This window comes from Chryseobacterium sp. JV558 (genome assembly GCF_033712365.1).
Lineage (GTDB): Bacteria > Bacteroidota > Bacteroidia > Flavobacteriales > Weeksellaceae > Chryseobacterium.
Map to the genome: position 1 here is coordinate 975,381 of NZ_WJHU01000002.1, position 25,416 is coordinate 1,000,796.

Annotated in this window: 25 protein-coding genes; 10 read left to right on the top strand and 15 right to left on the bottom strand. The window is 36.8% G+C overall.

Features of this window, described 5'->3' with window-relative positions; all coding sequences use genetic code 11:
- Window positions 1-153: 153 nt before the first annotated feature.
- From GFU89_RS10240 to GFU89_RS10255, 4 genes are all read left to right on the top strand, one after another.
- Window positions 154-1,167, top strand: a complete 1,014-nt coding sequence (locus GFU89_RS10240; protein WP_318847033.1) for an NAD-dependent epimerase/dehydratase family protein — start codon at window positions 154-156, stop codon at window positions 1,165-1,167.
- Complete coding sequence (locus GFU89_RS10245; RefSeq protein ID WP_318847034.1) at window positions 1,164-2,933, top strand: long-chain fatty acid--CoA ligase; 1,770 nt, start codon at window positions 1,164-1,166, stop codon at window positions 2,931-2,933. Before GFU89_RS10240 ends, GFU89_RS10245 begins: the two co-directional genes overlap by 4 nt.
- A 129-nt stretch (window positions 2,934-3,062) precedes the next feature.
- On the top strand, window positions 3,063-4,121 hold the full coding sequence (locus GFU89_RS10250; RefSeq protein WP_318847035.1) for a diphosphomevalonate decarboxylase: 1,059 nt from the start codon (window positions 3,063-3,065) through the stop codon (window positions 4,119-4,121).
- A 1-nt stretch (window position 4,122) separates the two neighbouring features.
- A complete protein-coding gene (locus GFU89_RS10255) occupies window positions 4,123-4,266 on the top strand; it encodes a hypothetical protein (protein WP_318847036.1) in 144 nt (47 codons plus the stop codon).
- Between the two features lie 45 nt (window positions 4,267-4,311).
- Here the strand turns inward: GFU89_RS10255 and GFU89_RS10260 are convergent, their stop codons facing one another.
- Window positions 4,312-5,394, bottom strand: coding sequence for an endonuclease/exonuclease/phosphatase family protein (locus tag GFU89_RS10260; RefSeq protein ID WP_318847037.1), 1,083 nt, complete (start codon window positions 5,392-5,394; stop codon window positions 4,312-4,314).
- A 110-nt stretch (window positions 5,395-5,504) separates the two neighbouring features.
- Here GFU89_RS10260 and GFU89_RS10265 point away from each other — a divergent pair, with 110 nt between their 5' ends.
- Window positions 5,505-5,945: a nuclear transport factor 2 family protein gene (locus tag GFU89_RS10265; protein WP_318847038.1), complete on the top strand. Its 441-nt coding sequence runs from the start codon at window positions 5,505-5,507 to the stop codon at window positions 5,943-5,945.
- Window positions 5,946-5,980: 35 nt separating this feature from the next.
- Window positions 5,981-6,358 (top strand): VOC family protein, encoded by a 378-nt coding sequence (locus GFU89_RS10270; protein WP_318847039.1) that lies wholly within the window; start codon window positions 5,981-5,983, stop codon window positions 6,356-6,358.
- 3 nt (window positions 6,359-6,361) lie between these two features.
- On the opposite strand, the gene GFU89_RS10275 is transcribed toward GFU89_RS10270, so the two are convergent.
- Both GFU89_RS10275 and GFU89_RS10280 read right to left on the bottom strand, forming a co-directional pair.
- Window positions 6,362-6,745 carry a DUF1634 domain-containing protein gene (locus tag GFU89_RS10275; RefSeq protein WP_149833103.1) on the bottom strand — a complete coding sequence of 128 codons (384 nt, stop codon included), beginning with the start codon at window positions 6,743-6,745 and terminating at the stop codon, window positions 6,362-6,364.
- Window positions 6,745-7,575, bottom strand: coding sequence for a sulfite exporter TauE/SafE family protein (locus GFU89_RS10280; protein ID WP_318847040.1), 831 nt, complete (start codon window positions 7,573-7,575; stop codon window positions 6,745-6,747). The genes GFU89_RS10275 and GFU89_RS10280 overlap by 1 nt, the downstream gene beginning before the upstream one ends.
- Before the next feature lie 97 nt (window positions 7,576-7,672).
- On the opposite strand from GFU89_RS10280, the gene GFU89_RS10285 reads away from it, so the two are divergent.
- Complete coding sequence (locus GFU89_RS10285) at window positions 7,673-8,224, top strand: DUF1543 domain-containing protein (protein ID WP_318847041.1); 552 nt, start codon at window positions 7,673-7,675, stop codon at window positions 8,222-8,224.
- A gap of 25 nt (window positions 8,225-8,249) precedes the next feature.
- Window positions 8,250-9,362: a 5-(carboxyamino)imidazole ribonucleotide synthase gene (locus GFU89_RS10290; RefSeq protein WP_318847042.1), complete on the top strand. Its 1,113-nt coding sequence runs from the start codon at window positions 8,250-8,252 to the stop codon at window positions 9,360-9,362.
- Between the two features lie 217 nt (window positions 9,363-9,579).
- Here GFU89_RS10290 and GFU89_RS10295 read toward each other — a convergent pair whose 3' ends face one another.
- The 5 genes from GFU89_RS10295 to GFU89_RS10315 form a co-directional block, all read right to left on the bottom strand.
- Window positions 9,580-11,703, bottom strand: coding sequence for a cation:proton antiporter (locus GFU89_RS10295; RefSeq protein ID WP_318847043.1), 2,124 nt, complete (start codon window positions 11,701-11,703; stop codon window positions 9,580-9,582).
- Between the two features lie 6 nt (window positions 11,704-11,709).
- Window positions 11,710-12,276: a hypothetical protein gene (locus GFU89_RS10300; protein ID WP_318847044.1), complete on the bottom strand. Its 567-nt coding sequence runs from the start codon at window positions 12,274-12,276 to the stop codon at window positions 11,710-11,712.
- Window positions 12,277-12,346: 70 nt separating this feature from the next.
- On the bottom strand, window positions 12,347-13,045 hold the full coding sequence (locus GFU89_RS10305) for a hypothetical protein (protein ID WP_318847045.1): 699 nt from the start codon (window positions 13,043-13,045) through the stop codon (window positions 12,347-12,349).
- A 123-nt stretch (window positions 13,046-13,168) separates the two neighbouring features.
- Entirely contained in the window at window positions 13,169-14,074 is a 906-nt protein-coding gene (locus GFU89_RS10310; protein ID WP_318847170.1) for a DMT family transporter, read from the bottom strand.
- A 125-nt stretch (window positions 14,075-14,199) separates the two neighbouring features.
- Window positions 14,200-15,210, bottom strand: coding sequence for a zinc-dependent alcohol dehydrogenase family protein (locus GFU89_RS10315; protein WP_318847046.1), 1,011 nt, complete (start codon window positions 15,208-15,210; stop codon window positions 14,200-14,202).
- 86 nt (window positions 15,211-15,296) lie between these two features.
- On the opposite strand from GFU89_RS10315, the gene GFU89_RS10320 reads away from it, so the two are divergent.
- Window positions 15,297-16,127 (top strand): AraC family transcriptional regulator, encoded by an 831-nt coding sequence (locus GFU89_RS10320; protein ID WP_318847047.1) that lies wholly within the window; start codon window positions 15,297-15,299, stop codon window positions 16,125-16,127.
- A gap of 52 nt (window positions 16,128-16,179) precedes the next feature.
- Window positions 16,180-16,683, top strand: coding sequence for a 5-(carboxyamino)imidazole ribonucleotide mutase (gene purE / locus GFU89_RS10325; RefSeq protein ID WP_034699885.1), 504 nt, complete (start codon window positions 16,180-16,182; stop codon window positions 16,681-16,683).
- Between the two features lie 54 nt (window positions 16,684-16,737).
- Here purE and GFU89_RS10330 read toward each other — a convergent pair whose 3' ends face one another.
- The 7 genes from GFU89_RS10330 to ahcY all read right to left on the bottom strand — a co-directional run bounded on the left by GFU89_RS10330 (window position 16,738) and on the right by ahcY (window position 25,388).
- Window positions 16,738-18,297, bottom strand: coding sequence for a BspA family leucine-rich repeat surface protein (locus GFU89_RS10330; protein WP_318847048.1), 1,560 nt, complete (start codon window positions 18,295-18,297; stop codon window positions 16,738-16,740).
- Window positions 18,298-18,312: 15 nt separating this feature from the next.
- The gene (locus GFU89_RS10335) at window positions 18,313-19,986 is read right to left on the bottom strand and encodes a BspA family leucine-rich repeat surface protein (protein WP_318847049.1); all 1,674 of its coding nucleotides are present in this window, start codon (window positions 19,984-19,986) and stop codon (window positions 18,313-18,315) included.
- A 9-nt stretch (window positions 19,987-19,995) separates the two neighbouring features.
- Window positions 19,996-21,318 (bottom strand): BspA family leucine-rich repeat surface protein, encoded by a 1,323-nt coding sequence (locus GFU89_RS10340; RefSeq protein WP_318847050.1) that lies wholly within the window; start codon window positions 21,316-21,318, stop codon window positions 19,996-19,998.
- 184 nt (window positions 21,319-21,502) lie between these two features.
- A complete protein-coding gene (yiaA, locus tag GFU89_RS10345) occupies window positions 21,503-21,895 on the bottom strand; it encodes an inner membrane protein YiaA (protein ID WP_318847051.1) in 393 nt (130 codons plus the stop codon).
- A 354-nt stretch (window positions 21,896-22,249) separates the two neighbouring features.
- Entirely contained in the window at window positions 22,250-23,047 is a 798-nt protein-coding gene (locus GFU89_RS10350) for a hypothetical protein (RefSeq protein WP_318847052.1), read from the bottom strand.
- Between the two features lie 120 nt (window positions 23,048-23,167).
- On the bottom strand, window positions 23,168-23,971 hold the full coding sequence (locus GFU89_RS10355) for a hypothetical protein (protein ID WP_318847053.1): 804 nt from the start codon (window positions 23,969-23,971) through the stop codon (window positions 23,168-23,170).
- 103 nt (window positions 23,972-24,074) lie between these two features.
- Window positions 24,075-25,388 carry an adenosylhomocysteinase gene (gene ahcY / locus GFU89_RS10360; RefSeq protein WP_124533807.1) on the bottom strand — a complete coding sequence of 438 codons (1,314 nt, stop codon included), beginning with the start codon at window positions 25,386-25,388 and terminating at the stop codon, window positions 24,075-24,077.
- Window positions 25,389-25,416: the final 28 nt, after the last annotated feature.

Consider the following 25,416-nt stretch of genomic DNA (forward strand, 5'->3'; position numbering starts at 1 on the left):
TGAGTGATAATATTGGTTAAATAAAGTTGAATTATGCTTTAAAAATCGCAAATTTGCATAAGCAGTTTTTCTAAGGAATTTTTACCGGATCCGGAAGAATTGCCGGATAGAAAATATTGTTATATTTTAGTCAGCAATCAAGTAAAATAATTAATGATTTTTGTAACGGGTGCTACCGGAATTCTGGGAAGAATAATTGTACTGGAACTTCTTAAAAGAGGTAAAAATGTACGTGCTTCCAAAAGACCGGGCAGCAATATAAACGAAGTAAAGCATTCATACAGCTTTTATACGGAGAATCCCGACGATTTTTTCAATAAGATCGAATGGGTAAACGTAGATTTTGATGACCTCAATTCTTTGACAACAGCACTGCAAGGTGTGGATGAGGTCTATCACTGTGCTGCAAAAGTAAGCTTTCATCCCAAAGATGAAAAAGAAATGTACCGTACAAATATCAAGGGTACAGAAAACCTGTTGTTTGCCTGTGAAGGGTCAGACGTTAAAAAATTTCTCCATGTAAGTTCTGTTGCCGTTCTTGATAATTTCAATGAAAAAGGAGAGCTGGACGAAGATTCTGATTTTAATCCAAAACTAGAACACTCTGCGTATGCTATTTCAAAACATTTATCTGAAATGGAAGTATGGAGAGCCTCAGCAGAAGGTCTTAATGTTATCATCATCAACCCGGGAATGATCGTAGGAAGCGGAAACTGGACCCAAAGCAGCGGAGAGCTTTTCTCTACTTTTGAAGACAATAGTTTTACCTTTTCAGGTGGTTCTGCTTATGTTGACGTGAGAGATGTTGCTAATACCGCCATAGGATTAATGGAAAATAATCTTTTCGGAGAACGTTTTATTATTGTTGCTGAAAATAACAGATATGCAGACCTTGCAAAACAGGTGAGAACCCGTCTGGGACTTAAAGATGCCAGAATTCTCTCACAATCTGTATTAAATATCGGAAGAATAGCCAACACCCTTTTCGGATGGCTGATTCCCAAACTGAAAATGGTTACCAAATCAAATATTGAGGCCATTTCTTCCTTCAACACCATTTCCAATCACAAAGTCAAAGAAAAACTGAACTATCAGTTTATTCCCGTAAAAGAAAGTATAGACTTTCACCTGAATAATTATATTAACGACAAAAAGCTGAAGAAATGAATCTTGCAGAGGCAATTATCCTTAAAAATGTAGAAAAACATCCTATAAAAGCGGCCATCGGATTTAAAAAGAAAGAGGGAGGCTGGAAAGAGCTGAGCTGGAAAAAATTCAGTGAAGTTATTTTTAAAACAGCCAATGCCTTAAAAGAAGCTGGAGTTCAGGAGAATGACAGAGTCGCTATTTATTCAGATAACTCGTCCGAATGGATGATCGTTGACCTGGCTTCAATGGCCATCGGTGCTGTTACGGTGCCTATTTATTCAACTAATAATGCTGAGCAGGCAGAACATATCATAAACGATTCCGGAGCTAAAGCTGTTTTAGTGGGAAATCAGATGCAGTATGATGCCTGTCTTGAGTTTTTACATAAAGAAGAAAACAATCTTGAAACCATTATTGTTTCTAAAAAAGCAGTGTGGATCAAGAAAGAATTCAACAGTTTTTATCTTGAAGATTTTATTTCAAAAGCTTCCCCAAAGCTGGAGATCTGCAAGAAAGAAAATGATGATACTGCCACATTGATCTATACTTCCGGAACTACCGGAGTGCCGAAAGGCGTAATGCTTACCCATGGAAATTTTATTAAAGCATTCGATTCTCACTTTGAATTTTTTAAGTTTAAAAACTTTGAAGAAGAACTTTCACTGGCATTTTTACCCTTGAGCCACGTTTTTGAAAGAAGCTGGAGTTTACTTTGCCTGTATGGTGGTGCCCGTGTTTATTTTCTGGAAGACCCTAAAAATGTAGCTAAGGCACTGGAAGAAGTAAAACCTACTACAATGTGTGCGGTACCAAGATTTTTCCAGAAAGTATATGCCGGAGTTTTGGAAAAAGCAGAAGAAGGTTCATCGTTGAAGAAAAAAATCTTTGACTGGGCCCTTAAAACCGGATGGGAAACTGCTGAATTGAAGAGAAATGAAAAACCGATTCCTTTTGGATTAAAATTCAAAGAAGCTGTTGCAGATCGGTTGGTTTTCAGTAAAATCAAAGAGAAAATGGGTGGAAGACTTTGGTTTTTACCTTGTGGAGGAGCCTCATTGTCACCAGAAGTTACCCGTTTCTTTGATTCAGTGGGAATTCATGTAACTGTAGGATACGGATTAACGGAAACTACCGCAACATTGACTCTTTTCCCTTTGACTCATTTTGAACATGGAACCAGTGGAAAACCATTGCCGGGAGTAGAAATGCGTATTGGAGAAAACGATGAAATTCAGGCAAGAGGAAACGGAATCATGAAAGGCTATTACAATAAGCCTGAAGAAACCCAGAAAGTGTTCACAGAGGATGGATGGTTCAAAACCGGTGATGCAGGAAAATTTGATGATAAAGGAAACCTGATTATCACTGACAGAATCAAAGATCTGATGAAAACATCCAACGGAAAATACATCGCTCCACAACAGATCGAAAACCTTTTGACCAACAATAATTTTATCCAGCAGATTATGCTGATTGCAGAAGGAAGACAGTTTGTTTCAGCGTTGATTGTTCCTAATTTTGAATTTTTACAGGATTATATCAAGAAAAATAATATTCCTTTTACCAATTGGGAAGATGCTGTAAAAAATGAAAAGATAGTCAATCTTTACAAAGAAAAAATTAAAGAATTACAGAGCCATCTGGCAGACTATGAAAAAGTGAAGAAATTTACTTTAATGCCGGCAGAATTTGACATCAATACAGGCGAAATTACGCCTACATTGAAAGTCAAAAGAAATGTAGTGATCAAAAAATACGCGGATATTATAGAAAAGATGTATTAAAAATTTTAACCTCCTGTTTTTCACGTCAAGTACAAATAAAGGTGTGAAAATTCCCCTCTTTTGGAGGGGTGGCGAAAATTCAAAGAATTTTTGACGGGAGTGGTTTAAAATAATGACTTAAATTAAACTATGACGACACAAGATTTTATAGGAAAAGAAAACTTCACCATTCATACCCAAACGGTTTCAGAAAGCTGCCCGTCTAATATTGCCCTGATTAAATACTGGGGGAAATATGCTGATCAGATTCCTGCCAACCCAAGTATCAGTTACACTTTAAACCATTGTAAAACCAATACCTCAATGGAATTTATCGCAGATGAAGCTTTTTCAGTACAGACCTTTCTGGCTGGTAATGAAGAAGTGAAATTTGCAGAAAAGATTGAGAAATATTTCAAAAATATAGAACAGTATCTTCCCTGGATTCTAAAAGGAAAATATGTTATCAGGACAGAAAATACATTTCCTCACAGCTCAGGGATTGCAAGTTCAGCTTCAGGATTTGGAGCCATTGCAAAATGTCTGATGGCATTGGATGCTTCATTTACAGGAACAATTTCTGAAGAAAAATCTTTGAGAAAGGCTTCATTTCTAGCAAGATTAGGAAGTGGAAGTGCATGCCGAAGCTTATATAACGGTCTTGTGGTGTGGGGAGAAACGGATGAGGTAGAAGGAAGCTCAGATTTATTTGGAGTACAGTTTCCGGATGCTGAAGTTCATGAGGTATTCAGAAATTTTAACGACTGGGTTTTATTGATCCATGAAGGACAGAAAAGTGTTTCTTCAACGGTAGGGCATGGTTTGATGAATACGAATCCTTATGCAGAAAGAAGATTTCAGGAAGCAAGAGAGAATTTTGTTCCGATGAAAGAGATCCTGAAAAACGGAGACATGGAAAGCTTTATCAAGTTGGTAGAGCATGAAGCACTTACACTGCATGCAATGATGATGATGAGTGATCCGGCTTTTATCCTGATGAAAACAGGTACTTTAGAAGTCATCAACAAGATCTGGGATTTCAGAAGAGAAACAGAATTGCCTTTATTCTTTACGCTGGATGCAGGAGCTAATGTTCATCTTCTCTTCCCGAACAATGGTTCTGAAGAACAGATCAAAACCTTCATTGAAGCTGAATTATTACAGCTCACCCAGAAGAATGGAGTAGTGAAGGATGTAATGAAATTCTAGTATGAAAAAGAAGAAGATTTATATTCTTATTGCTGTTGTGATTGCCTTATTATTTATTTTTTTTGGTGAATATGAGACAGGTCCAGTAAAAGTAGCCTTTGGCTGGAACAGAACGATCAATTGGGGCTGGAATTTTGGATTCTGATAAAAAATAATATTCAATAGGAGTGGGCTTTAGCCCACTTTTTTATTAATCTTCAGTAACGATAGTTTCCCGCTCGCCATCTTCTTTCTTTCCTTCCTCGATCATGATTTCAGCTTCTGCTTTCTCTTCAGAAGTCGCTGTTTCAATCAATTCTTCCTGTTCATCGTTGTGATGATCTATGAAAAACTCACAGTATACCGGAAGGTGGTCTGAGCCAAAATTTTCCAGTGTCTTCAGCTGTTTAATAAAAATATCTTCACTGTGAAACATCAAATCGATAGGAAACCTTAAAAGACGGTATTTCGCATGGAAAGTAGAAACAAAAGAATGCCCGATCCTGGGATCTATCAGATGACTTGTTTTTCTGAAAAGTACAGATGATCTTGACCATGCAACATTATTGAAATCTCCCACTACAATAACAGGTTTTTTAATGTCTTTTACACATTTGGCAGTACTTAGAAGATCACCATCTCTTTCTTTCGATGTTTCCTCTTCCGTAGGACTTGGCGGAGGCGGGTGAACCCCAAAGAAAACAAAAGAAAAGCCATCAGCTGTTTTCATATGGATCTCAATACTCGGAATATCATCAGCTACAAAATAATGAGTCTTTGCTTCTTTGATTTCAATCCTGGAATAGAAATGCATGCCGTAGGTGTTTTCAAGAGTCACTTTATGCTGGAAGCCGTATTCATTTTCTAAAGGTCTCATTGCTTTTTCCCAGTCGCCATTGCTTTCCATAGTCATGAAAAAATCAGGATTATATTTTTTAACAAGGCCAATGAATTTCTCATACTCTTTATTGAACTGATACACATTAGCCGAAATAAAATGCAGTTTATCAGAAGACTTGTGACGCTGTCTGTGTTTTTTTACAGGATAAAAACGGGTGTATTTGATGAGGGTATGGCCGTGATGAACAAACATGACCAATAGAAGCCCCTGATAATACCAGAAATATTCTTTAGAATCAGTAAAAAGGCCTAATAGAAAAGTGAAAAGTATAAGGTAAGTGACCTGTATTTTAGCAAATTCCGGAACCCGGAATATCCAGTGAGAATGCTGTATTTTCGGCAGTATGGTCATGACCAAAAGAAGGATGGCCAAAGTCAGATAAATAATCCACATATAAAAAGCTCTGAAATAATTTTGACTACAATTTAAGGAAAATGAATTTTAAAATTTGTTAATCAATTTAAATTTTATTTTATCTATTTTTAATTATCTAAATCTATACTATGAATAAAATAGTTATACTTCTTGTTCTGATCAGTATTTCTGGCTTCGGGCAGCAGAATAAAGATATTGAAAAACCTATCCGTAACCTGTTCCTTGGCATGAAAAATGCAGACTCAGAACTCGTAAAATCTGCTTTTTCGGAGAATGCAGTGTTGCAAACAATCACGAAAGACGGTACTGTAAAAAGTGACAGTATACCGGATTTCGTTGCTTCGGTTTCAAAATTTACAAAAGGGGATCTGGATGAAAGAATCACAGTAGAAGCTGTTCATACAGATGGAAACCTGGCCAGTGTATTTACTCCTTATTCTTTTTATTTAAAGGGGAAATTATCACATTGCGGGGCCAATAGTTTTCAGCTGGTAAAGCAGAATAACGAATGGAAAATCCAGTATATTATTGATACAAGAAGAAAGGATAACTGTAAAGAAATACAGTAATAAAATTCAATTGAAAATTAGTTTAAAATAAAAAAATGAAGATTCACCATATTGCAATTATATGTTCAGATTATGCCGTTTCAAAGAAATTTTATACGGAAATTTTAGATCTGAATATCATTCGGGAAGTATACCGTGAAGAAAGACAGTCTTATAAACTTGATCTGGCTATCGGGGATCATTATGTGATTGAGCTGTTTTCTTTTCCCAATCCTCCACAACGGCCTTCGCGACCTGAAGCGTGTGGCTTAAGACATCTTGCTTTTTCTGTTGGAAATGTGGCAGAAAAAAGAAATGAGCTGATTGAAAAAGGCTTAAACTGTGAAGAAATCCGCATAGATGAATTCACCGGGAAAGAATTTTTCTTTACCCAGGATCCCGATCAATTGCCGTTAGAGTTTTATGAAATGTAAAAATTAGTGAGCGTATCCAGCAAAGAAACTTACCGCCATAATTGCTAACACGATTGAAGAAATGACTACATATACGTAGTCTTTTTCTTTTAAATACCCTATTAAAGCAAAAACAATCCTCATCAAAGGTGTGAAAATCAACAGAAGAATTCCCAACTGAATAATGGCCATTCCTTCTCCTTTGCACAGAGAATTCCAGAAATGTCCCCACACTTTATCTGAAGAAGTACCTACCACAAGGCTTGTATATTTTTCAGGCATTTTAAAACCCTCAAAAAATAACTTGATAAAACCGATTAGAGAGGTGGCCACAGAAAGAATAACACCCAGTCTCAGAAGGTTTCCTACGGAGCGGTTCAGATCTACATCTGTAAAATTCTTTCTCATTATCTGAAGCTTTTGTTGATACCGTTATACATCATGTAAATAGACAGAATGGTAATTACAATGGCAAAAAATACTTTTAATTTTTTGGTCTTGGATACCATCAGCGTTTTTGAGCCGATAAAACTTCCGATGACAACCCCAATTAAAACCGGAGCTACAATCACAGGAATAATTTCGCCTCTCTGGAAATAGATCAGCGCACTGGCTACAGCCGTTACCCCAATCATGAAGTTACTGGTTGTTGTAGATACCTTGAAAGGCAGTTTCATCATATTGTCCATTGCCAATACCTTCAACGCTCCAGAACCTATTCCTAAAAGTCCAGACATGGCACCTGCAAACATCATCATCAAAAATCCAGGAACTGTATTTCTTGCAGAATAACTTTTCAATATTCCTTTATCAGGGAATGTTCCGTACAATTTCAGCTTCTCTTCCAGACTTCCTTTGACCAAAGGTTCCTGGTGATCAGGCTTACCTTTAAGATTTAAAATAACCGTTAAAAGAAGGATACTAGCGAAAATAATTCCGATTGTATTAGGGTTAAGCATTCCCGAAACCAGGGCACCTGCAATAGCACCTGCGGTGGTGGCAATTTCGAGAAACATCCCGATTCTCATATTGGTAAACCCTTCTTTGACGAAAGCTACAGCCGCGCCGGAAGAGGTACCAATCACTGAAATAAGTGAAGCACCGATAGCATAATGCATTGGAACGCCAAAACCTAGCGTTAATAAAGGAATGATAATAACTCCTCCTCCTAAACCCGTAAGTGAACCTAAAAGACCAGCGGAAATTGCGCCAAGGAAGAGTATGATGATTTCTGACATACTACAAATAATGTTACAAATATAAAATTATTGTAGTAGTCTGCCAAACATTTGAAAAAGATAAATTTAACGTATTTTTGTATGCATGAAAAATGTAATGAAATTATTTTATGTTATCCTTGGGGCAACTCCTAAAGGAAGAAATATTGAGCAGCACGATGTTTTCTTCGGAATAGCAGAGAATCTTAAAGATTTGATTCCGGATATGAAAGAGTTTTGGAAGGAAGCAGAAGGTAAAATTCATCTGGATTGTTATCAGGAAGTGAGATTTGCTGACGGCTATGAAGTGGAAATTGTAGAGAAAGGAGAGAAGTCATCAGAAGACCAATTGTTTTTCCTTAATCTGGGAGGTTACAAACCTGGTTTCTTTGAAGAATTTCATGAGCAGCACTTAATGGTAGGGCAGTCTATGGGAGAGATTATAAAAAGGGCAAAAGCTACTGAATTTTATCAGACAATGGGCTTTGAAGGCGCTGTAAGTCATATTGATGATAAGCATGGAGTAGATATTGATGATATTTTCAATGTGAGTGATATTCTTCCTGCCTATATGAAAGAAAAATATGCTATCGTTCTTAAAAAATCTGATGCAGAAGATCAGAAGAACCCGATGGGACTTGGGTATTTAAAAATTGATAAAATTCAATAAGAAGTAAATCTAATAAAAATAAAAAATGAAAATAGGAATTCTGGGAGGCGGACAGCTGGGAAGAATGTTGATACAAAGCGCACTGAAGTATGATGATGAGTTTTATACTCTGGATCCGGCTTCTGATGCACCATGTCATAATATCTCATATTTTACACAGGGGAATTTTAATGACTATGATACGGTTCTGAACTTCGGAAAAGATAAAGATGTTGTTACGATTGAAATAGAACACGTAAACGCTGATGCATTGGCAGAACTTGAAAAGCAGGGAATAAGAGTGGTTCCTAATGCCAATATCATCAAAACGATCCAGCAAAAGATCCTTCAGAAAGAATTTTATAAAACTCATGATATTCCAAGTCCGGAATTTCAGGTGGTATGGAACAGTGAAGAGAAAATTATCATGCCATTGCCATTTGTTCAAAAGATGAATACAGGCGGATATGATGGAAAAGGAGTACAGGTGATCAAAACAGAAGAAGATTATCAGCACTTATGGACAGAAGCATCTGTTATTGAAAGTCTGGTGGATATTGAAAAAGAACTTTCTGTCATTGTAGCCAGAAATGAAAAAGGAGAAACCAATGTTTTTCCGATAACAGAAATGGTCGCTGATCCAAAATTAAATCTTTTGGATTTCAATGTTTGTCCGGTTCTTCTGACAGAAGATGTTCAGGGGCAGATTGATTCTATTACAGAGAAATTCTTAAATGCTGTGAACTCTCCAGGATTGTTTGCTATCGAATTATTCCTTGACAAAGAAGGTAAAATATGGGTAAATGAAACTGCTCCAAGACTTCACAATTCAGGACATCAGAGTCAGGAAGGAAATACCAATTCTCAGTTTGAGCAGATGTACCGTGTGGTAAAAAATCTGCCTTTAGCCGATACTGATGCCATCACGTACAGCGGAATGCTGAATCTGGTAGGAGCAGAAGGATATGCTGGAAAAGTAGTATACGAGGGAATGGAAGATATTCTTAAGTTACCTGAAACCTACATCCATTTATATGGGAAAACCGAAACCAAACCAGGAAGAAAAATGGGACACATCAATGTCCTTGCAGATTCCAGGGAAGAGCTAATGGAAAAGCTTGTACAGGTGAAAGGAATGGTAAGAGTAATTGCTGAGTAAACCACATTTAAAAAATATAAAAGGGAGCTGTTATCTTTAAAAACAGCTCCCTTTTTTGTTATGTAATTATTCAATTGGCTTTAGCCAAAATCTAAATTAAGTTTCGCCTAAAGCCCGTTCCTATTGATGGCTCAAATTGTTTGATGATTTAATAAAAAATGATTATTTATACATAGATAACTTCCAGCATCCCTCTTTCAGCCTATCTAAAATTCTTTTATTTGAAAATCTTCTGAATTACATTTCCAATCTCCACAAAATCTCCGTGATTTCCTACAGAACGTATTTCCGGACTGTTTTTATCATATTCTGAGAAAGGGAAGATCAGAAGATAATTGTTATCATTCAGATTCCTGTTCAGGAGTTCAGGGATCAGTCTCATTCGTGGAATATAGGATTTCATGCCTCGTTTTGCCATCAAAATAATCAGTGCTTCATCATCTTTCAGCTGGGCAGCGGTTCTTTCACCATCCTGCCATGTGCTCATAATGATAAATTCTGCTTCTATACTGGCTTTCTTCATGATTTTCTGCAGAATATCAATGATGTTTTCAGGAGCATAAAAAACAACTGTAGCCCCGGAGTTTCTGGCAATATTCCAGACTCTTAGCAATGCATGGAAGAATCCGGCATCCTTATCCGCATTCTCAGGAATCATGACCGCATATTTTTTTATGGTGGAAAGCGGTTGTGCTGCATGATATACGAGTACATTCACATCATCATTCTGCAGATAGCCGTTGTAAAGATTATAGATAAAAGAAGGGGAGAATCCTTTTTCGTCCTCCAATCCAATGATGAGGTCGGTGATTTTCTGTTCTTTAATAACATTATTGACTCCATTAACCACGTCATTGTCATATCTTTTTAGGGCCTGTAGCTTCACATCCGCCGCCGCCGCCGCATCCGTTGCCTGGTGAAGAAGTTTCTCCGCATTCTTTACTGAAGATTCATTTTTATCTTCATTGATGACATTCAGGGCAAACAGATCTTCTGTATTGGAATGTGCTTTGATCAGAATTCCCAAGTTCACCATTCGTTCAACAGTTGCCTCATGGTTGATGGCCAATAGAATACTTTCTTCTTCGTGAGTATTCCCGGAAACGGTATCTTCATTATCACTTTCCGCAATTTTCTGAGCACTTGCCATGGAAATGAAAGAGGAAATGGTACACGAAATGAGGATCAGTAAAATACTTCCGTTCAGTACATGCTCGTTTAATAATCTTACAGGTTCTCCGGTTTCGGTTTCAGAAAGAATGATGTTGTATCCTACCATTACTGAAGCCAATGTAGCTGCTGCTGATGCAGAACTCAACCCGAAAATCAGTTTTCCTTCCTCTTTGGTCAGTCTGAATGTTTTTTGAGTGGCTACCGCAGAAAGATATTTCCCTCCGATAGAAGCTACCAGCATAATTCCGGCTACTTCCAGCGTTTCCCAGCTTTTAAAGAAAACTTTAAAATCAATCAGCATTCCCACACTGATCAGGAAGAATGGAATAAAGATGGCATTTCCCACAAATTCAACTCTGTTCATCAAAGAAGAAGTATGAGGAATTAATCTGTTTAAAGCCAATCCTGCAAAGAATGCTCCGATAATAGCTTCTACTCCAGCTAGTTCAGCCAGCATTGCCGCCAGATAAATCATGACCAGTACAAAAATATATTGTGAGATTTTATCATCCACTCTTTTGAAGAACCAACGACCTATAATAGGGAATACGATGAGTACAATCAATGCAAAAACAATGAAAGAAACAGATAATTTAACCCAAAATTCTGTTCCCACATCTCCCTGAGACATTCCCACAATCACAGCAAGCACTAATAATGCGAGGATATCTGTGATCATAGTACCTCCAACAGTAATATTAACAGCCTTGTTTTTGGCGATTCCCAACTTGCTCACCAATGGATAAGCAATAAGGGTATGGGAAGAAAAAAGACTGGCAAACAAAATAGACGTCAGCATAGAGAAATGCAGAAGATAATACCCTCCCAGATAACCTAAAACAAAAGGGACAATAAAGGTATAGAGCCCAAAGGTGAGACTTTTCCATTTGTTCTTTTTAAAATCTCCCATATCAATCTCAAGACCTGCCAGAAACATGATATATAGCAATCCGGTGGTTCCAGTCACTACAATGCTGCTGTCTCTGGATAGCACATTGAATCCGTTCGGACCAATGATGGCTCCGGCGATGATAAGCCCCAAAAGATGGGGAACTTTAATTTTATTTAGCAGTAATGGTGCTGCCAGAATGATGACCAGTACCAACAGGAACTTCAGTACCGGATCTTCTATAGGAAGACTCAGGTTGTGTATACTCAGTAAAATCATAAGTGTTTATTTTGTGGAACGTACTAATTCAACAGAGAACTTGGCAGTACAGCCATCCGATGTGATGGTTCTTGTACCTTTGATCTTGTTGTCCGAAATATCATTAAGAAGAACGCTCATTTCTACATTCTTTTTGGCCGTAGAATCGGTTTTGAAAGACAGTCTGATCTCATTGTTTTCAAACTTGCCTGTGTACAGCCTCACCAGATTATTGTTATTGATAATTTTAGTAATAGGCTGGGTAGAATCATTATCGAATTCCCAGATATCAGTACGCTGGTCGCCCACCGCATATTCACTGCAGTTGGATTCTGTACAGATGACCTTTCCATTCCATGGACCGGAAATTTCCGCGGGCCATGAAGAAGTAATGACTACAGAATCTTTTTTGGCAAAAATACTGTCCCTCATTTTAAGGAGCGACTGATATTCGGATTCTTTCTTCGCGAATACTTTTTCTTTTTCTAATAATTGTTTTTCTCTGTCTGTCAGGTTTTTCTCCTTTTCTTTGTAATCACAGCTTACAAGAAGAAAAGAGGCGGCCAGAAATAAAAAAAATGTGTTTTTCAGCATATTGTATAGGTTGGAGTATACAATATAGGGAAAATGGAGGGAATATGAAAATACTCCCTGACGATACTCCTTAGTATTCTAAAGGAATAAAGACAATTCCCGACACGTCAAATCCTTGTATATTGGTCTTCCAGACAGGAAATGTTTTTACGATATCGGTGAGTTGTTTTTTGATGGTATCAGAAATATTCAAATTTTTTATTTCTACAAAAGATGGAACTCCGTTTGGGTTTATATCTAAAATAAGAACAGAATTCCCTTTCTCTCTTTTCTTATATTTCTTTTCCAGGACCGGATAGATGTTTTTTTCAATCCATTGCTCCAATGCTGCTTCACCACCTTCGAATTCGGGATGCGGAGGTTTATTGTCTTTAAATTTTGGCGGAAGATCCTTTGGATAAGAGGTCAGATTTGAATTTTCTTTGACTAAGGTAAGTACTCCTTTTTTATTGGGACTATAGATTTTATGGTTGATTTTTTCTGTGGTAAGATCAATATCCACAAAATGAATTTCTGTGTTGTTGATTCTATAAATACCTCTGTGAGTTTCTTCCCCGGATATTTTTTTAACAAGAGCATTTTCTCTGATAGTATCTCCTTTATTAGGAATCAGATATAATTCCTGATCCGTTTCTTTGTCTTTTTTGTTTTGAATATAGATTTTGTAATCAAAACTTTTCAGTTTGATCTCTTCCCTTGGCTCTGCTTTTTGAGAAAAATAAAATGCAGGAAGAAGTAAAACAGTAATGATGGATAGTTTTTGCTTCATGGTTATAAGAGTTGTATTTGGGCAAATGTAAAGAAATTCTGATACTTACCTGTAAATTTTAACCCTTTTCAATGAATAGAAATACAATAAAGCAAATAAAAAAATTAGGAAATTTTTCACATATTATGATGCTTTCTGCCTCCTGAACATCTCAGGTTTGTAGTTAATAATAAAAACACCACAAATGATGAGTATCGCAGCAAGAATAAACTTAAACGTGACTTTTTCATCCATAATCAGCCAGCCTAGAAATATAGCGATGATGGTGTTGATATAAGCCAGAATAGAAACCTGTACCGGCGAAATTTTGGTCAATGCATAATGGAAAGCAAAAAAAGCAGCTACAGAACCAAAAACAGAAAGGTATAACATGGCTGAAATACTTTTTACAGACCAGTTCCCAAAGTTATAGTTTTCAGAAAATAGGAAAGCCAAAATAATCTGAACAACGCCTGCAAATAAGAATTGATAGAAAAGGTTCAACGTTATATTGCCGCTTTGGATATTTAATTTTTTAGTGAAAATGGTTCCTGAAGCCCATCCTGCAATAGCACAGAACAGGAAGATCATTCCCATTCTGTAATCCGGATTGGCAAGATCTTTCAGTCCGTCCCAGAAAATAAAGAGAATACCGCTGAAACACAACATAATCCCACTAAGTGCCCGCAGGCTGAACTTTTGTAATCCAACAGCCACACTTCCCAGAAACACCAGAATAGGTGAGCATGCACTGATGAGTGAGGCAAGACTGCTTGAAACAGTTTCTTCAGCCACAGTCGTCATACCATTGGCAACCACCAGCATCAGGGAAGAAAAAATAATCTGATATCCCAAGCTTTTCCAGCCAATCCATTTGAATTCTCTTCTCGAAAGAAGAACGACAAGCATAATGATAGAAGCTAAAAACTGACGGATTCCGGCTACGAACCAGGCGGGAATGGTTTCTACAGCAACACGGATGGCCAAAAAGGTTGTTCCCCAAACCATAGCAACGGTAAGAACAGCAAAAATAAGTTTATAATCTTTCAACGTAAATAAGTAGTGTAACAAACAAATTTAATTGTTTTAAAATGATTATGATGGGTACAGTTGCTTTCATTTTTGCTGGTACAGATGTCGGTTTGCAGAATAGAATCCGTTGCAGTTTTTTATCATTACGAAATTTGAATCACTATTTTCCCGCTTGCTTTTCTATTTTCAAGCAATTCATAGGCAGATTCTATTTGTTCCAAAGTATAGGATTGATGATGAAGACGAACCTTTACTTTTCCGGTTTCAAGAAGTTGAAACGCTGCTTTTAAAATATCACCGTGATGTTTTTTTCTTTCGCCACTCAATAAAGGGTATAATGTAAATACTCCGGAATAGGTAGAATTACGAAAAGATAGAGGAGCAAGATTGTGGTTTCCCCAGCCAAGGATGCTCACAACGTGTCCTGTGTATTTTTTTACAGCTAAAAAAGAATCGTCCAGTACACTGTTTCCTATGGTGTCTATTACAGCATCAAATCCTTTACCATCAGTATATTCACTTACATATTGATCAACAGAAAGGTTGGTGTAATCTATAGGAGTAGCACCGTATTCTTTTATCCTTGCAAAATGTTCCGGGCTCACTGTAGCAAATACCTCTGCTCCTTTTGCAACAGCTATCTGTACAGCAATATGGCCAACACCTCCAGCTCCTCCATGAATTAATATTGTTTGATCAGGCTGTATATTAATCTTATCAACCAAAGCTTCCCAGGCAGTAATCAATATCAGAGGAAGAGCTGCTGCTTCCTGAAATGAAATGTGTTCAGGTTTTAAACCGATATGGTCTGCATCAGCAGTAATATATTCTGCTAATGTACCCTGATGGATACCAACTCCACCCACCATTCCAAAAACTTCATCTCCTTTTTTAAAACTCTTTACATTTTTTCCTGTTTCTATTACTATTCCGGACATATCAATTCCTGGGACAGCGGGAAGATTAACTCTTGCATGAGCTGCCTGTCCGTTTTTGATTTTCAGATCTAAAGGATTCAATCCTGCTGATTTGATTTGAATAAGGACTTCATGGTCCTTAGGCGAAGGTTTATCTGTTTTTTTTAGTACAAAAGGTTTTTCAAATTGTTCTAATACAAGAGCCTGCATTTTTGTGTTATTGTTTTGTGAATTCATAACTTTTCTTTTTTCTTCTGCAAATTTCTGTGATTTGCTAATCCTATATGTTGTATTTTTACATGATAAAAGGGTATAATATTGTCATGAAAAAAGATTTTCTTCAGGAACCGTTTGAACTTGTTTTAAAAGAATTGGCAGAAGTATGTCCGAGAGGTGATCACAGTGTCAGTTTCTTTGAACTTGTCTATATAGTTTCAGGAACCGGGGAGCAGGAGATTAATGGTAATACATTTTCTTATGCAGAAGGCGATCTTTTTTTGCTTGTGCCGGAAGATTTCCATCGTTTTATATTCAAAACACAAACTCAGCTTTTTTTTATACGATTCAATAAACTTTTTTTTCAGCTCCATACAATGACAAGTGTATTTATGAAGCAGCTTGAAAAAGTTTTTTCCAATCATACTTTACAGGGATCCGTAATTAAAGGAGAGGAGAATATCCTTATGGTTAAAAAAGTTATGGAAAGTCTGATAATTGCCATGCAAAATAGAAATTTCTATAATAATGAATTGGTTAGGCTTCTTGTACAGGCTGTTCTCACTGCAGTGGCACAGAATCTGGTAAAGGAAGATATGCTGGAAATAAATGAAAGTACAGATCATAAAGCCGCAGATATTCTTCAGTATGTTCAGGGGAATATTTACGATCCTAAAAAACTGACAGGTGAAAATATCAGTAAGATGTTTGGCATTTCAAAAACTTATGTAGGGCGTTATTTTAAGAATAATACAGGAATGACGTTAAATGAATATACGGTTCAGTACAAAATGAAACTCATCGAAAACCGCCTGCAGTACAGTGATATGCGAATCAGTGAGATAGCAGATGAGTTTGGATTTACGGACAAAAGCCATCTGAACAGGTTTTTTAAAAAAGTAAAAGGAATATCACCATCTGTATTTAGAAACGAATAAAGTTGTTATTTTAAAAGAAGACTTTTATCTTTGAAGATCTAATAAATTGAAGATGGTAGGAATTATTATGGGCAGTCAGAGTGATCTGCCGATCATGGAACAGGCTGCAAATTTTCTTAAAAGCCTTGATATCCCTTATGAACTCACTGTAGTTTCAGCACACAGAACACCGGAAAGAATGTTCGATTATGCCAAAACAGCTCAGGAAAGAGGTCTGAAAGTAATTGTTGCAGGAGCTGGAGGAGCAGCACATCTTCCGGGAATGGTGGCAAGCTGTACTACACTTCCGGTAATCGGAGTTCCGATTTTGTCCAGTAATTCTATTGACGGATGGGATTCTGTTCTATCTATTCTTCAGATGCCTGGTGGAATACCTGTAGCAACTGTAGCTTTGAACGGAGCTTTGAATGCAGGGATCTTAGCAGCAAAAATTTTAGGAAGCGGAAATGAAGAAGTAGCCGCAAAACTTCAGAAATACCAGGATTCTTTAAAAGATAAAGTATTGGGAACTGTAGATGATATTAAAGCCCAGCATCCTAATCATTTTGACAAATAGTTTACTTTTAAACTCAAAATAAAAGCCTCACTTTTCAGCGAGGCTTTTTTGTTTTTATTTTTTAATGAATTTTGAAGAAATAGTTTTTTCTTTCATGATGAGCTGTATCATATAATTCCCTTTTGGCAAAGAACTTACATTGATCAAATCATTATTAGGATTTCCTTCTTTTACAAGCCTTCCGCTTGCATCATAAATTTTATATCCTTTAATATCAGCTATTCCTTCAATATGAATATCATCCACTGCAGGATTAGGATAAAGCAGAGGTTTTTTATTCAGTTTTATATCCGATGAAGATAACAAACAGCTTCCTACAGTATCACCTATTAATGACCAGCCTTTATTGATGAGAATATCCCTTTTGTCTGACACATTTGATGCATATTTAAATCCTGTTAAAGAACCTAATGAGACATTGTTTGCTGTATTGGGATTGTCTGCCCATCCCATAAGTGTTTTGCTGTAATTTTCACAATTAATGCCTGACATTGTTAAAGCACCATTACCATTGGTAACGGAAACTAAGTTCCAGCTTCCTAATGACTGATTAAAACTTGATGCAACATTTAGGATCTGGTCTATTTTGGTTACTTTAGTCATATCCCAATTTTCTAAAGACTGATTAAATGATGTACAGCCATGAAAAGCATGAGCCATATTGGTAACCTTAGACGTATTCCAGTTGAGCTGCTGATTGAAAACAGGAATCATATGAAACATAAAATGTATATCTTCTAGGCTTGAAGTATCCCAGTTATCCAGACGCTGATTGAAGCTTAAACACTGTCCAAACATCCAGCTCATATCTGTGACCTTTGAAACGTCCCAGTTATTAAGAGTCTGGTTAAAAACAGTTCTGTTTCCAAGCATATAGCTGAGGTTTGTAGCAGAAGACATATTCCAGCTGTCCAGATAAGGTGAGTTGAACTGTTCTATTACTGCAGAAGATGGATTCACATCAAATAAAAGAGACAGCATAAAACTGAAATTCTTAATTTTCGAAGTATTCCAATTTTGCATAGAGCTGGCTCCCTTAAAACTAGTTGTACCATAAAACATAAAAGAAGCATCTTCAACATTATTAAGATTAGGAGTATCTGTTGCCGTAAGCTGCATAAGCCTGCACAGACTGAAGGCACTCTCCATAGTAGTCCACGAAATATTACCCCATTGTTCTATTTCCAGTATTTTATCTGAACTTCCATTGACCTGCCAAATAGGGATGACTTGCTCAGGAGTAGGAAATAGTTGAGGAGTTCCAAATTTTATTTGCCTGAAAATTCCGTTACCATTCGTAACTTTTACCCTGTATTTGGCATCATTTTTTTCTGCGATTGACGTCCCGAAGTCAATGAAAACCTGTTTTGTAGATGTTACGTTGAGGAGGGAACCATTGTGTTGTGGATAGCCCACTTCCTCCCAGTAAATGTCATAATTATCACCAATCCCGGGAAACCATATCTGCTGTGTGGTTGCCTGATAAGGTGCGTCTACATTCACTGTTGGTAATACAGTGGATGCAGGCTTCCAGATGGTAATAAATTCATCCTGAGCTTTCGCTATGAAAATCAGTATCAGAAAAAAGAGTGTTGAAATTTTTTTTAATAGCATGTTGAGAGTTTATGGTTATTTTTTGATGAATTTTAAATTCTGAATATTATCTTTTGAATAAAGCTGTAAAATATAATTCCCCGGAATTAAAGTCTGGATATTAATCTGTTCACTCACCAGATCTCCGCTTACAACAATTCTTCCGCTCATATCAATAATTTTGAAGTCTTTCGTATTGGAATTTTTTACATAGATAATATTTGCAGCAGGGTTAGGATAGATATTGATTTCACCTTTTACCTTTACATCGGATGTTCCAAGGAAAGATTGGCACTCTCCGTTATAAGTATCGCCGCTGATTGTCCAGCCTTTACTGTTGATTAAATAATTTCTGGCAGTTACCGCTGCATTATGAGAATAGGTAAGGGGAGACACCGAAGACAGATTGATATTGGCTGCGGTTGAAGGATTCAGGCTCCACCCATAAAGAGTACCATCATAATTCTGGCAGTTCAGTGCAGAGTTTTTAAACATATTGGAAGCGTACAGTAAAGAACTCAGGTTCCAGCTTCCTAAATTTTGGTTAAAAAGAATGGCATTGCTGAACATGCTGTTCATGTTTTTTACTAAAGCTACATTCCATTTTGCTATATTCTGATTAAAACTTTTGGCACCATTGAACATATCCTGCATCCATTCTACTTTTCTTGTATCCCAATTGGAAATATCGCTGTTAAAATTTTCAGCATTATAAAACATACCATTCATAATGGTGACACTGCTTGTATTCCACATAGATAAATCCTGGTTGAAAGCCTTTGCTCCATTAAACATATGATTCATTTCTATGATTTTTGAAGTATTCCAGTCTTTAAGAGGATAATTGAATTTCGTAGCCCCGGAAAACATAAATTCTGCATCAAGATTGTTAGACATATCCCAATTTCCAATAGGTCGGTTGAACTCCGCGGCTCCATTAAACATGGCTGTAGTAGAAGTTACTTTAGAAGTATCCCAGTTGTCTAATGGCTGATTGAAAAGTTTAGCCACATTGAACGTGATGCCCATCATCGTCACATTGGAAGTATTCCAGTTTCCAACCGGCTGATTAAAAACAAAGCACCCTGTAAACGTTCCAAGCAATGTAGTTACATTGGATGTATTCCAGTTGTTGATCGTAGGATTTCCCACTAAACCATAACATCCTGAAAACATGTAAGACATATCAGTTACCAATTTCAGATCCGGAATGTCAGTTGCCGTAAAATTTAAAATTTTACACGCCTGGAAAGCCTGTTCCATAGAAGTCCATTTAATCTTTCCCCATTGTTCTATATCCATGATTTTATGAACATCTCCTACAATTCCGTTATCATTGAGCATGTCCCAGTCTGCAAATCTGATCTGGTGAAAATTTCCGTTTCCATTGCTTACTTTCAACCGGTAAGTAGCATCTGATGGATTGGGATTGTGCGGAGTTCCGAAATCTATCAGGGTTTGATAGACAGAAGTTACATTTGCTAAAGTGGCATTGTGAGACGGGTAGCCTATTTCTTCCCAATAGATCTGGTAATTAGTTCCTATTCCGGGAAACCAGATCTGATTATTATTTGAGTTTACAGGAATTCCTGCATAAGGATAAGAAGGTGGGGGAAGGCTGGGCTTCCATACCGTGATGAATTCTTCCTGAGCTTTTGCTAAGAATATCAGCAAAAGGAAAATGAGCATTGGAATTTTTTTTAGAATCATGGCTATAGTTTATTGTTTGATAAATTGGAGTGAATGGATTTTATTCTTTGTCAAAATTTGTAGGATATAATTTCCCGGAGTCAAAAGTCTGACGTTAACCTTTTCATAGTCAAGGTGGTCTTTGACAACAGTTCTTCCACTCATATCGGTAATGATATAACTTACCGGATTCTGAATGTTTTTCAAATAAATATAATCTTGTACCGGATTCGGATAAATAGCTGCTTTGCTGTTTATTTCCTTTTCAGAAGTTGAAAGGGTCTGGTTGCACAATCCGTTGTAAGCATCACCGGATATAGTCCATCCTTTAGAATTGATTAAATAATTTCTTGCGGCTACTGCATCAGCATGAGAGTAGACTAGTGGAGAAGCACTTGATAGGTTGATATTAGCTGGCGTTGATGAACTCTGGCTCCATCCATACAGGGTCTTGTCGTAATTCAGGCAGCTCATCGCAGAATTGAGAAACATGCCGGTAGCTGTTGTTAACGAACTTAAATTCCATCTTCCGATATTTTGGTTAAAAGCTGTATCGTGGAACATTTCGTTCATATTGGTGACATTGGCTGTATTCCAGTTTTGAAGATCCTGGTTGAAATTTTCTGAATCATGAAACATATGCTCCATGGTGGTGACCTTAGCTGTGTTCCATTTACCCAAAGATTGGTTGAATCCTGTAAAATCAAACATATAGGACATATCTGTAACATTCGAGGTATCCCAGTTTCCCAGTGGCTGGTTGAATTGATAATCATCACCAAACATATAATACATATCTGTAATGGTAGAGGTATTCCATGTATCGAAAGAAGAATTGCCAACTAATGAAGTACATAAATAAAACATCTGGCGCATGCTGGTTACCATGCTGAGGTCTGGTACATCAGTAGCTGTCACATCCATGTAGTCGCAGTATACGAAAGCATTGTCAAAGCTTTTCCATTTTATATTTCCCCATTGGGTAATTTGGGTGATTTTTGAACGGTCTGAAGCATTATAAGTAGGAATTAATGTATTGTCGAAGAATCTTACCTGATCGAAGCTTCCGTTTCCATCACTGATTTTGATTCTGTAGCTGGCCTGAGATGGAGAAGGGTTCAAAGGTGTTCCCAGGTTGACAATAAATTCAGTAGTTGAGGTTACATTATTCATTGTTCCGTTATGCTGCGGATATCCTACCTCTTCCCAATATACCTTGAAATTGGTTCCCCGGCCGGGAAATTTAATGAGTTGTGCATTCTGGGTTTTCCAGATGGTGATGAATTCATTTTGTGCTTTTGCTATGAATACCAGCAAAAGGAAAATGAGTATTGGGATTTTTTTAAAAATCATGATTATAGTTTATGGTATTAGTTCTGAGGTAAAAATAGAAATAAGTGAATATTTTTAACTATATCTCTGTTTTATGATATAAATATATGAAAATTTTAAAATATCAGTAATATTATTCGTTTTTATTTTGAATATTGTTTATTTTGATCAAATAAAAAACTCTCCGGTTTTGGAGAGTTTTATTTTATTCCTGAAGCATATTGTCACGTGTATTTTTCTGGACTGCGATGGCTCCGAAGAGAGCGAGTAAAAATGCAAAAGCATAAAAACCTTTTTCACTTGGAAGAATGGTTGCATTCCAAAGTCCTATGGCTAGTAGTATAATGGATGATAATGTCGCAAACCAGCAAATGCCATAATAAATATCGGTTACCTGAATATTTTCTAATCGGTCCCTTACTGCTTTCTGCAGAGAAACAACGGCAAATAAGCCATAAAGAAGGATGGTGAAATAATATCCTTTCTCATTCAGTAGCATTTCAGCTCTTACGAGACCCACGATGAAACCGATCATTCCGGCTCCCAGTGCTACCCATGATGCCGCGACGAATGCATTCGATACTCTTTGTTTTTTCATAGTTTAATGTTTTATTTAAGAGGGCTAAGATATTCATTTTTTATAAATAGAGGTCTGACAGAAAGAAAATATGGGCAAAACCCTGAATAGAGAAACGAAATGTGTTTAAGTTTTGGCTAAAGCCAGCGGATTTTATTATATTGTAAAAACGGACTAAAATCCATTCCTATTGAATGTTGATAGGGATAAACTTCCAAAACCCATAATCGCACCCTACACCTCTTACCTCGTATCTCATAGCCCCGATAGAAGCGGTTACCCCGCAGCAAGATTGGAAGTGCCGATGGGCGAGGAGTATGAGCGGATAGCGGGATCAGCTCATAAAAAAACTCCCCAAAATGAAGAGCTTACCTATTATTGAGTTATATATTCGTATGTATATCTTACAAACTCGTTACCATCGTCATCTTTTCCTATGACCTGAATGGGTAATTGAAAATTATTGTATTCTATTTGGTAGGTGATATTTAGAATTTGATTCCAGTTTCCTGTATTGTCTTTCTTGCTTATTTTTTCGGTTGTATAGTTATTTTGACTTAAAAACTGTGGCCCTCCCATAAAAATCCTAAAATATCTATTGATTAAAGAATAAGGATTTACTTTGTTATCATATGAAAATTCTTTTTTAAAATGATGAGGCCCACCAATACCGTCACTCAATGAATTTTCTTCCGAAACATTATTCTCACTATATGAATATGAAGTCGTAGACGGGTTTGTACAATTGGAAGATTCGCAAAGGGATGTGGCAGTAACTTTACCATTATTGTAGGTTATTGCTGCATTATATGTACTAGTGGGATATATTGTTTTAACCATAGTCAGTTGATCACCATTGTAGGTGCAGGTCTTATAATATGCTCCTGTACCATCTGTTTTCTGGTAATTTATTTTTGAAGGTCTTCCAGTAGCATCATATTCTAAAATGGAGATTGTGTTTTCTGATGAGATTTTGATAAGCTGCTTTTGGTTATTATAATCAAATTTGACAACATCTGTTGAAGGATTAGTCGAATTTCCATGATAAACTGTAGTGGCTTTACTTAATAATATTTGAGGTTCAGAAGGATTGGTTTCATTTTCTTCATTATTACTGCTACAGTTGAAGAATAAAAATGAACTCATCAACCCTATAAAAAATTGTATTTTCATGCATTAAAAGTTTTTATTTAAATGAGGACTAAATATATTCTTTATTTGTAAAATAGCCATGAGAATGGTGACGAAAATATTTAGTTCATAAAAAACTCTCCAATTTGGAGAGCTTACCTATTATTGAGTGATATATTCGTAGTTGTATTGAGCGGAAAGGCTTCCATTAGCTTCTTTTGATATAACCTGCACTGGGAATCCGGCGCTGTTATATTGAATCGTGGAAGTTCGGGTTTGGTTTTGTGTCCAGACTCCATTGCTTTTGAAGCTTATCTTTTCTGTAAGATAATTGTTTTTACTTGCAGTATAGGCTCCTCCCATCATAATTTTTAAGTATTTGTTGATATTTACGTATGGGTTCAGTTTATCATCATAAGAGTAAACAATTTTAGTGCTGTAGCTGGATCCTCCACCTTCTGAAGTTTCTGATGAAATATTGTTTCCATCATAAGTAAAAGTATCCACTATGGGATTGGAACAAGCTGGCGACTGGCAAAGAGATGAAGAAATCATCTGTCCGTTGGTATTATAATTATAAGTAATTGTTCTGTTGTAATCCGGATTATTAGTGTAGATTGCCTTAACAGTGGTTAATAGATCTCCATTGTAAGTATAAGATGAATAATAGTCTACGGTGCCATCTGGCCTATAATAAGTGGTCTTTGCAGGTTTTCCGTTACTGTATTCAAACTTGGATGATCCTGATGAGGACAATGTTTTGATAAGTTCACCCTGATTATTGTATTCAAGCGTTTGTATGCTGGTCTGTGGCTGAGCCGGGTTGTCGTAGTAAACGATAGTGACTTTACTTAATAGTGTCTTTGGTTCGGAAGGCGTATTGCTTCCGTCATTATCATCATTACTGCTGCAGCTGTTAAAGAAGAGAGCAGAGCTCATCAATCCCAGAAATAAGAAGTTTTTCATGTTATTAATTTAGCTGACAAAAATACGGATTGCTTTATATCCCTGCATAAAAAAATCCCACTATCTTAAAAATAGTGGGATGATATCATGTTTTATTGTGATCTTAGTATCTGTAGTATTCAGGCTTGAATGGCCCTTTTACGTCTACACCAATATACTCAGCCTGCTCAGGAGAAAGAGTTTCAAGTTCTACACTTAATTTCTTAAGGTGTAAAGCAGCTACTTTCTCGTCTAAGTGCTTAGGAAGCATATATACTTCATTACCATAAGCTGCAGAGTTGTTCCATAATTCGATCTGAGCCAAAGTCTGGTTAGAGAAAGAGTTAGACATTACGAAACTTGGGTGGCCAGTAGCACATCCTAAGTTTACCAATCTACCTTCTGCAAGGATGATTACTTCTTTACCTTCAATAGTATAGATATCAACCTGAGGCTTCACTTCAGATTTAGTCTGACCGTAGTTTTTGTTCAACCAAGCCATATCGATTTCGTTATCGAAGTGACCAATGTTACAAACGATCGCTTTATCTTTCATTTTAAGGAAATGCTCTCCTCTTACGATGTTGAAGTTACCTGTTGTAGTGATGACGATATCAGCGTTGTCTACCACAGTATCTAATCTTTTTACTTCATAACCGTCCATAGCAGCCTGAAGCGCACAGATTGGGTCAATTTCCGTAACAGTAACGATAGAACCTGCTCCTCTGAAAGAAGCAGCAGTACCTTTACCTACGTCTCCATATCCGCAAACTACCACTCTTTTTCCGGCTAACATTACGTCTGTAGCTCTTCTTACTGCATCTACAGCAGATTCTTTACATCCGTATTTGTTGTCGAATTTAGATTTAGTAACTGAATCGTTTACGTTGATAGCAGGCATTACTAAAGTTCCGTTCTTCATTCTTTCGTATAGTCTGTGTACTCCGGTAGTGGTTTCTTCAGAAAGACCTTTGATATCTTTTGTGAATTCAGGGTATTTATCAAAAACCATGTTTGTTAAATCTCCACCATCATCCAAAATCATGTTTAATGGCTTTCTGTCTTCACCAAAGAATAAAGTCTGCTCAATACACCAGTCAAAATCTTCTTCATTTAAACCTTTCCAAGCATAAACCGGAATTCCTGCAGCAGCAATAGCAGCAGCAGCATGATCCTGTGTAGAGAAAATATTACAAGATGACCAGGTAACTTCAGCTCCTAAAGCTACCAATGTCTCGATAAGCACAGCCGTTTGGATTGTCATGTGAAGACATCCTGCGATTCTTGCTCCTTTAAGGGGTTGAGATGGTCCGTATTCTTCACGGATAGACATCAAACCTGGCATTTCTGCTTCTGCAAGGGTAATTTCTTTTCTACCCCATTCTGCAAGGGAGATATCCTTAACTTTATAAGGAACGTATTGTGTAGTAGTACTCATATGTAATGAATAGTTTTTAAATTCAATT

Coding starts and splice junctions, on each gene's coding strand:
- GFU89_RS10240 (WP_318847033.1), top strand. CDS start 154: ATGATTTTTGTAACGGGTGCTACCGGAATTCTGGGAAGAATAATTGTA.
- GFU89_RS10245 (WP_318847034.1), top strand. CDS start 1,164: ATGAATCTTGCAGAGGCAATTATCCTTAAAAATGTAGAAAAACATCCT.
- GFU89_RS10250 (WP_318847035.1), top strand. CDS start 3,063: ATGACGACACAAGATTTTATAGGAAAAGAAAACTTCACCATTCATACC.
- GFU89_RS10255 (WP_318847036.1), top strand. CDS start 4,123: ATGAAAAAGAAGAAGATTTATATTCTTATTGCTGTTGTGATTGCCTTA.
- GFU89_RS10260 (WP_318847037.1), bottom strand. CDS start 5,394: ATGTGGATTATTTATCTGACTTTGGCCATCCTTCTTTTGGTCATGACC.
- GFU89_RS10265 (WP_318847038.1), top strand. CDS start 5,505: ATGAATAAAATAGTTATACTTCTTGTTCTGATCAGTATTTCTGGCTTC.
- GFU89_RS10270 (WP_318847039.1), top strand. CDS start 5,981: ATGAAGATTCACCATATTGCAATTATATGTTCAGATTATGCCGTTTCA.
- GFU89_RS10275 (WP_149833103.1), bottom strand. CDS start 6,745: ATGAGAAAGAATTTTACAGATGTAGATCTGAACCGCTCCGTAGGAAAC.
- GFU89_RS10280 (WP_318847040.1), bottom strand. CDS start 7,575: ATGTCAGAAATCATCATACTCTTCCTTGGCGCAATTTCCGCTGGTCTT.
- GFU89_RS10285 (WP_318847041.1), top strand. CDS start 7,673: ATGAAATTATTTTATGTTATCCTTGGGGCAACTCCTAAAGGAAGAAAT.
- GFU89_RS10290 (WP_318847042.1), top strand. CDS start 8,250: ATGAAAATAGGAATTCTGGGAGGCGGACAGCTGGGAAGAATGTTGATA.
- GFU89_RS10295 (WP_318847043.1), bottom strand. CDS start 11,703: ATGATTTTACTGAGTATACACAACCTGAGTCTTCCTATAGAAGATCCG.
- GFU89_RS10300 (WP_318847044.1), bottom strand. CDS start 12,276: ATGCTGAAAAACACATTTTTTTTATTTCTGGCCGCCTCTTTTCTTCTT.
- GFU89_RS10305 (WP_318847045.1), bottom strand. CDS start 13,045: ATGAAGCAAAAACTATCCATCATTACTGTTTTACTTCTTCCTGCATTT.
- GFU89_RS10315 (WP_318847046.1), bottom strand. CDS start 15,210: ATGAATTCACAAAACAATAACACAAAAATGCAGGCTCTTGTATTAGAA.
- GFU89_RS10320 (WP_318847047.1), top strand. CDS start 15,297: ATGAAAAAAGATTTTCTTCAGGAACCGTTTGAACTTGTTTTAAAAGAA.
- purE (WP_034699885.1), top strand. CDS start 16,180: ATGGTAGGAATTATTATGGGCAGTCAGAGTGATCTGCCGATCATGGAA.
- GFU89_RS10330 (WP_318847048.1), bottom strand. CDS start 18,297: ATGCTATTAAAAAAAATTTCAACACTCTTTTTTCTGATACTGATTTTC.
- GFU89_RS10335 (WP_318847049.1), bottom strand. CDS start 19,986: ATGATTCTAAAAAAAATTCCAATGCTCATTTTCCTTTTGCTGATATTC.
- GFU89_RS10340 (WP_318847050.1), bottom strand. CDS start 21,318: ATGATTTTTAAAAAAATCCCAATACTCATTTTCCTTTTGCTGGTATTC.
- yiaA (WP_318847051.1), bottom strand. CDS start 21,895: ATGAAAAAACAAAGAGTATCGAATGCATTCGTCGCGGCATCATGGGTA.
- GFU89_RS10350 (WP_318847052.1), bottom strand. CDS start 23,047: ATGAAAATACAATTTTTTATAGGGTTGATGAGTTCATTTTTATTCTTC.
- GFU89_RS10355 (WP_318847053.1), bottom strand. CDS start 23,971: ATGAAAAACTTCTTATTTCTGGGATTGATGAGCTCTGCTCTCTTCTTT.
- ahcY (WP_124533807.1), bottom strand. CDS start 25,388: ATGAGTACTACTACACAATACGTTCCTTATAAAGTTAAGGATATCTCC.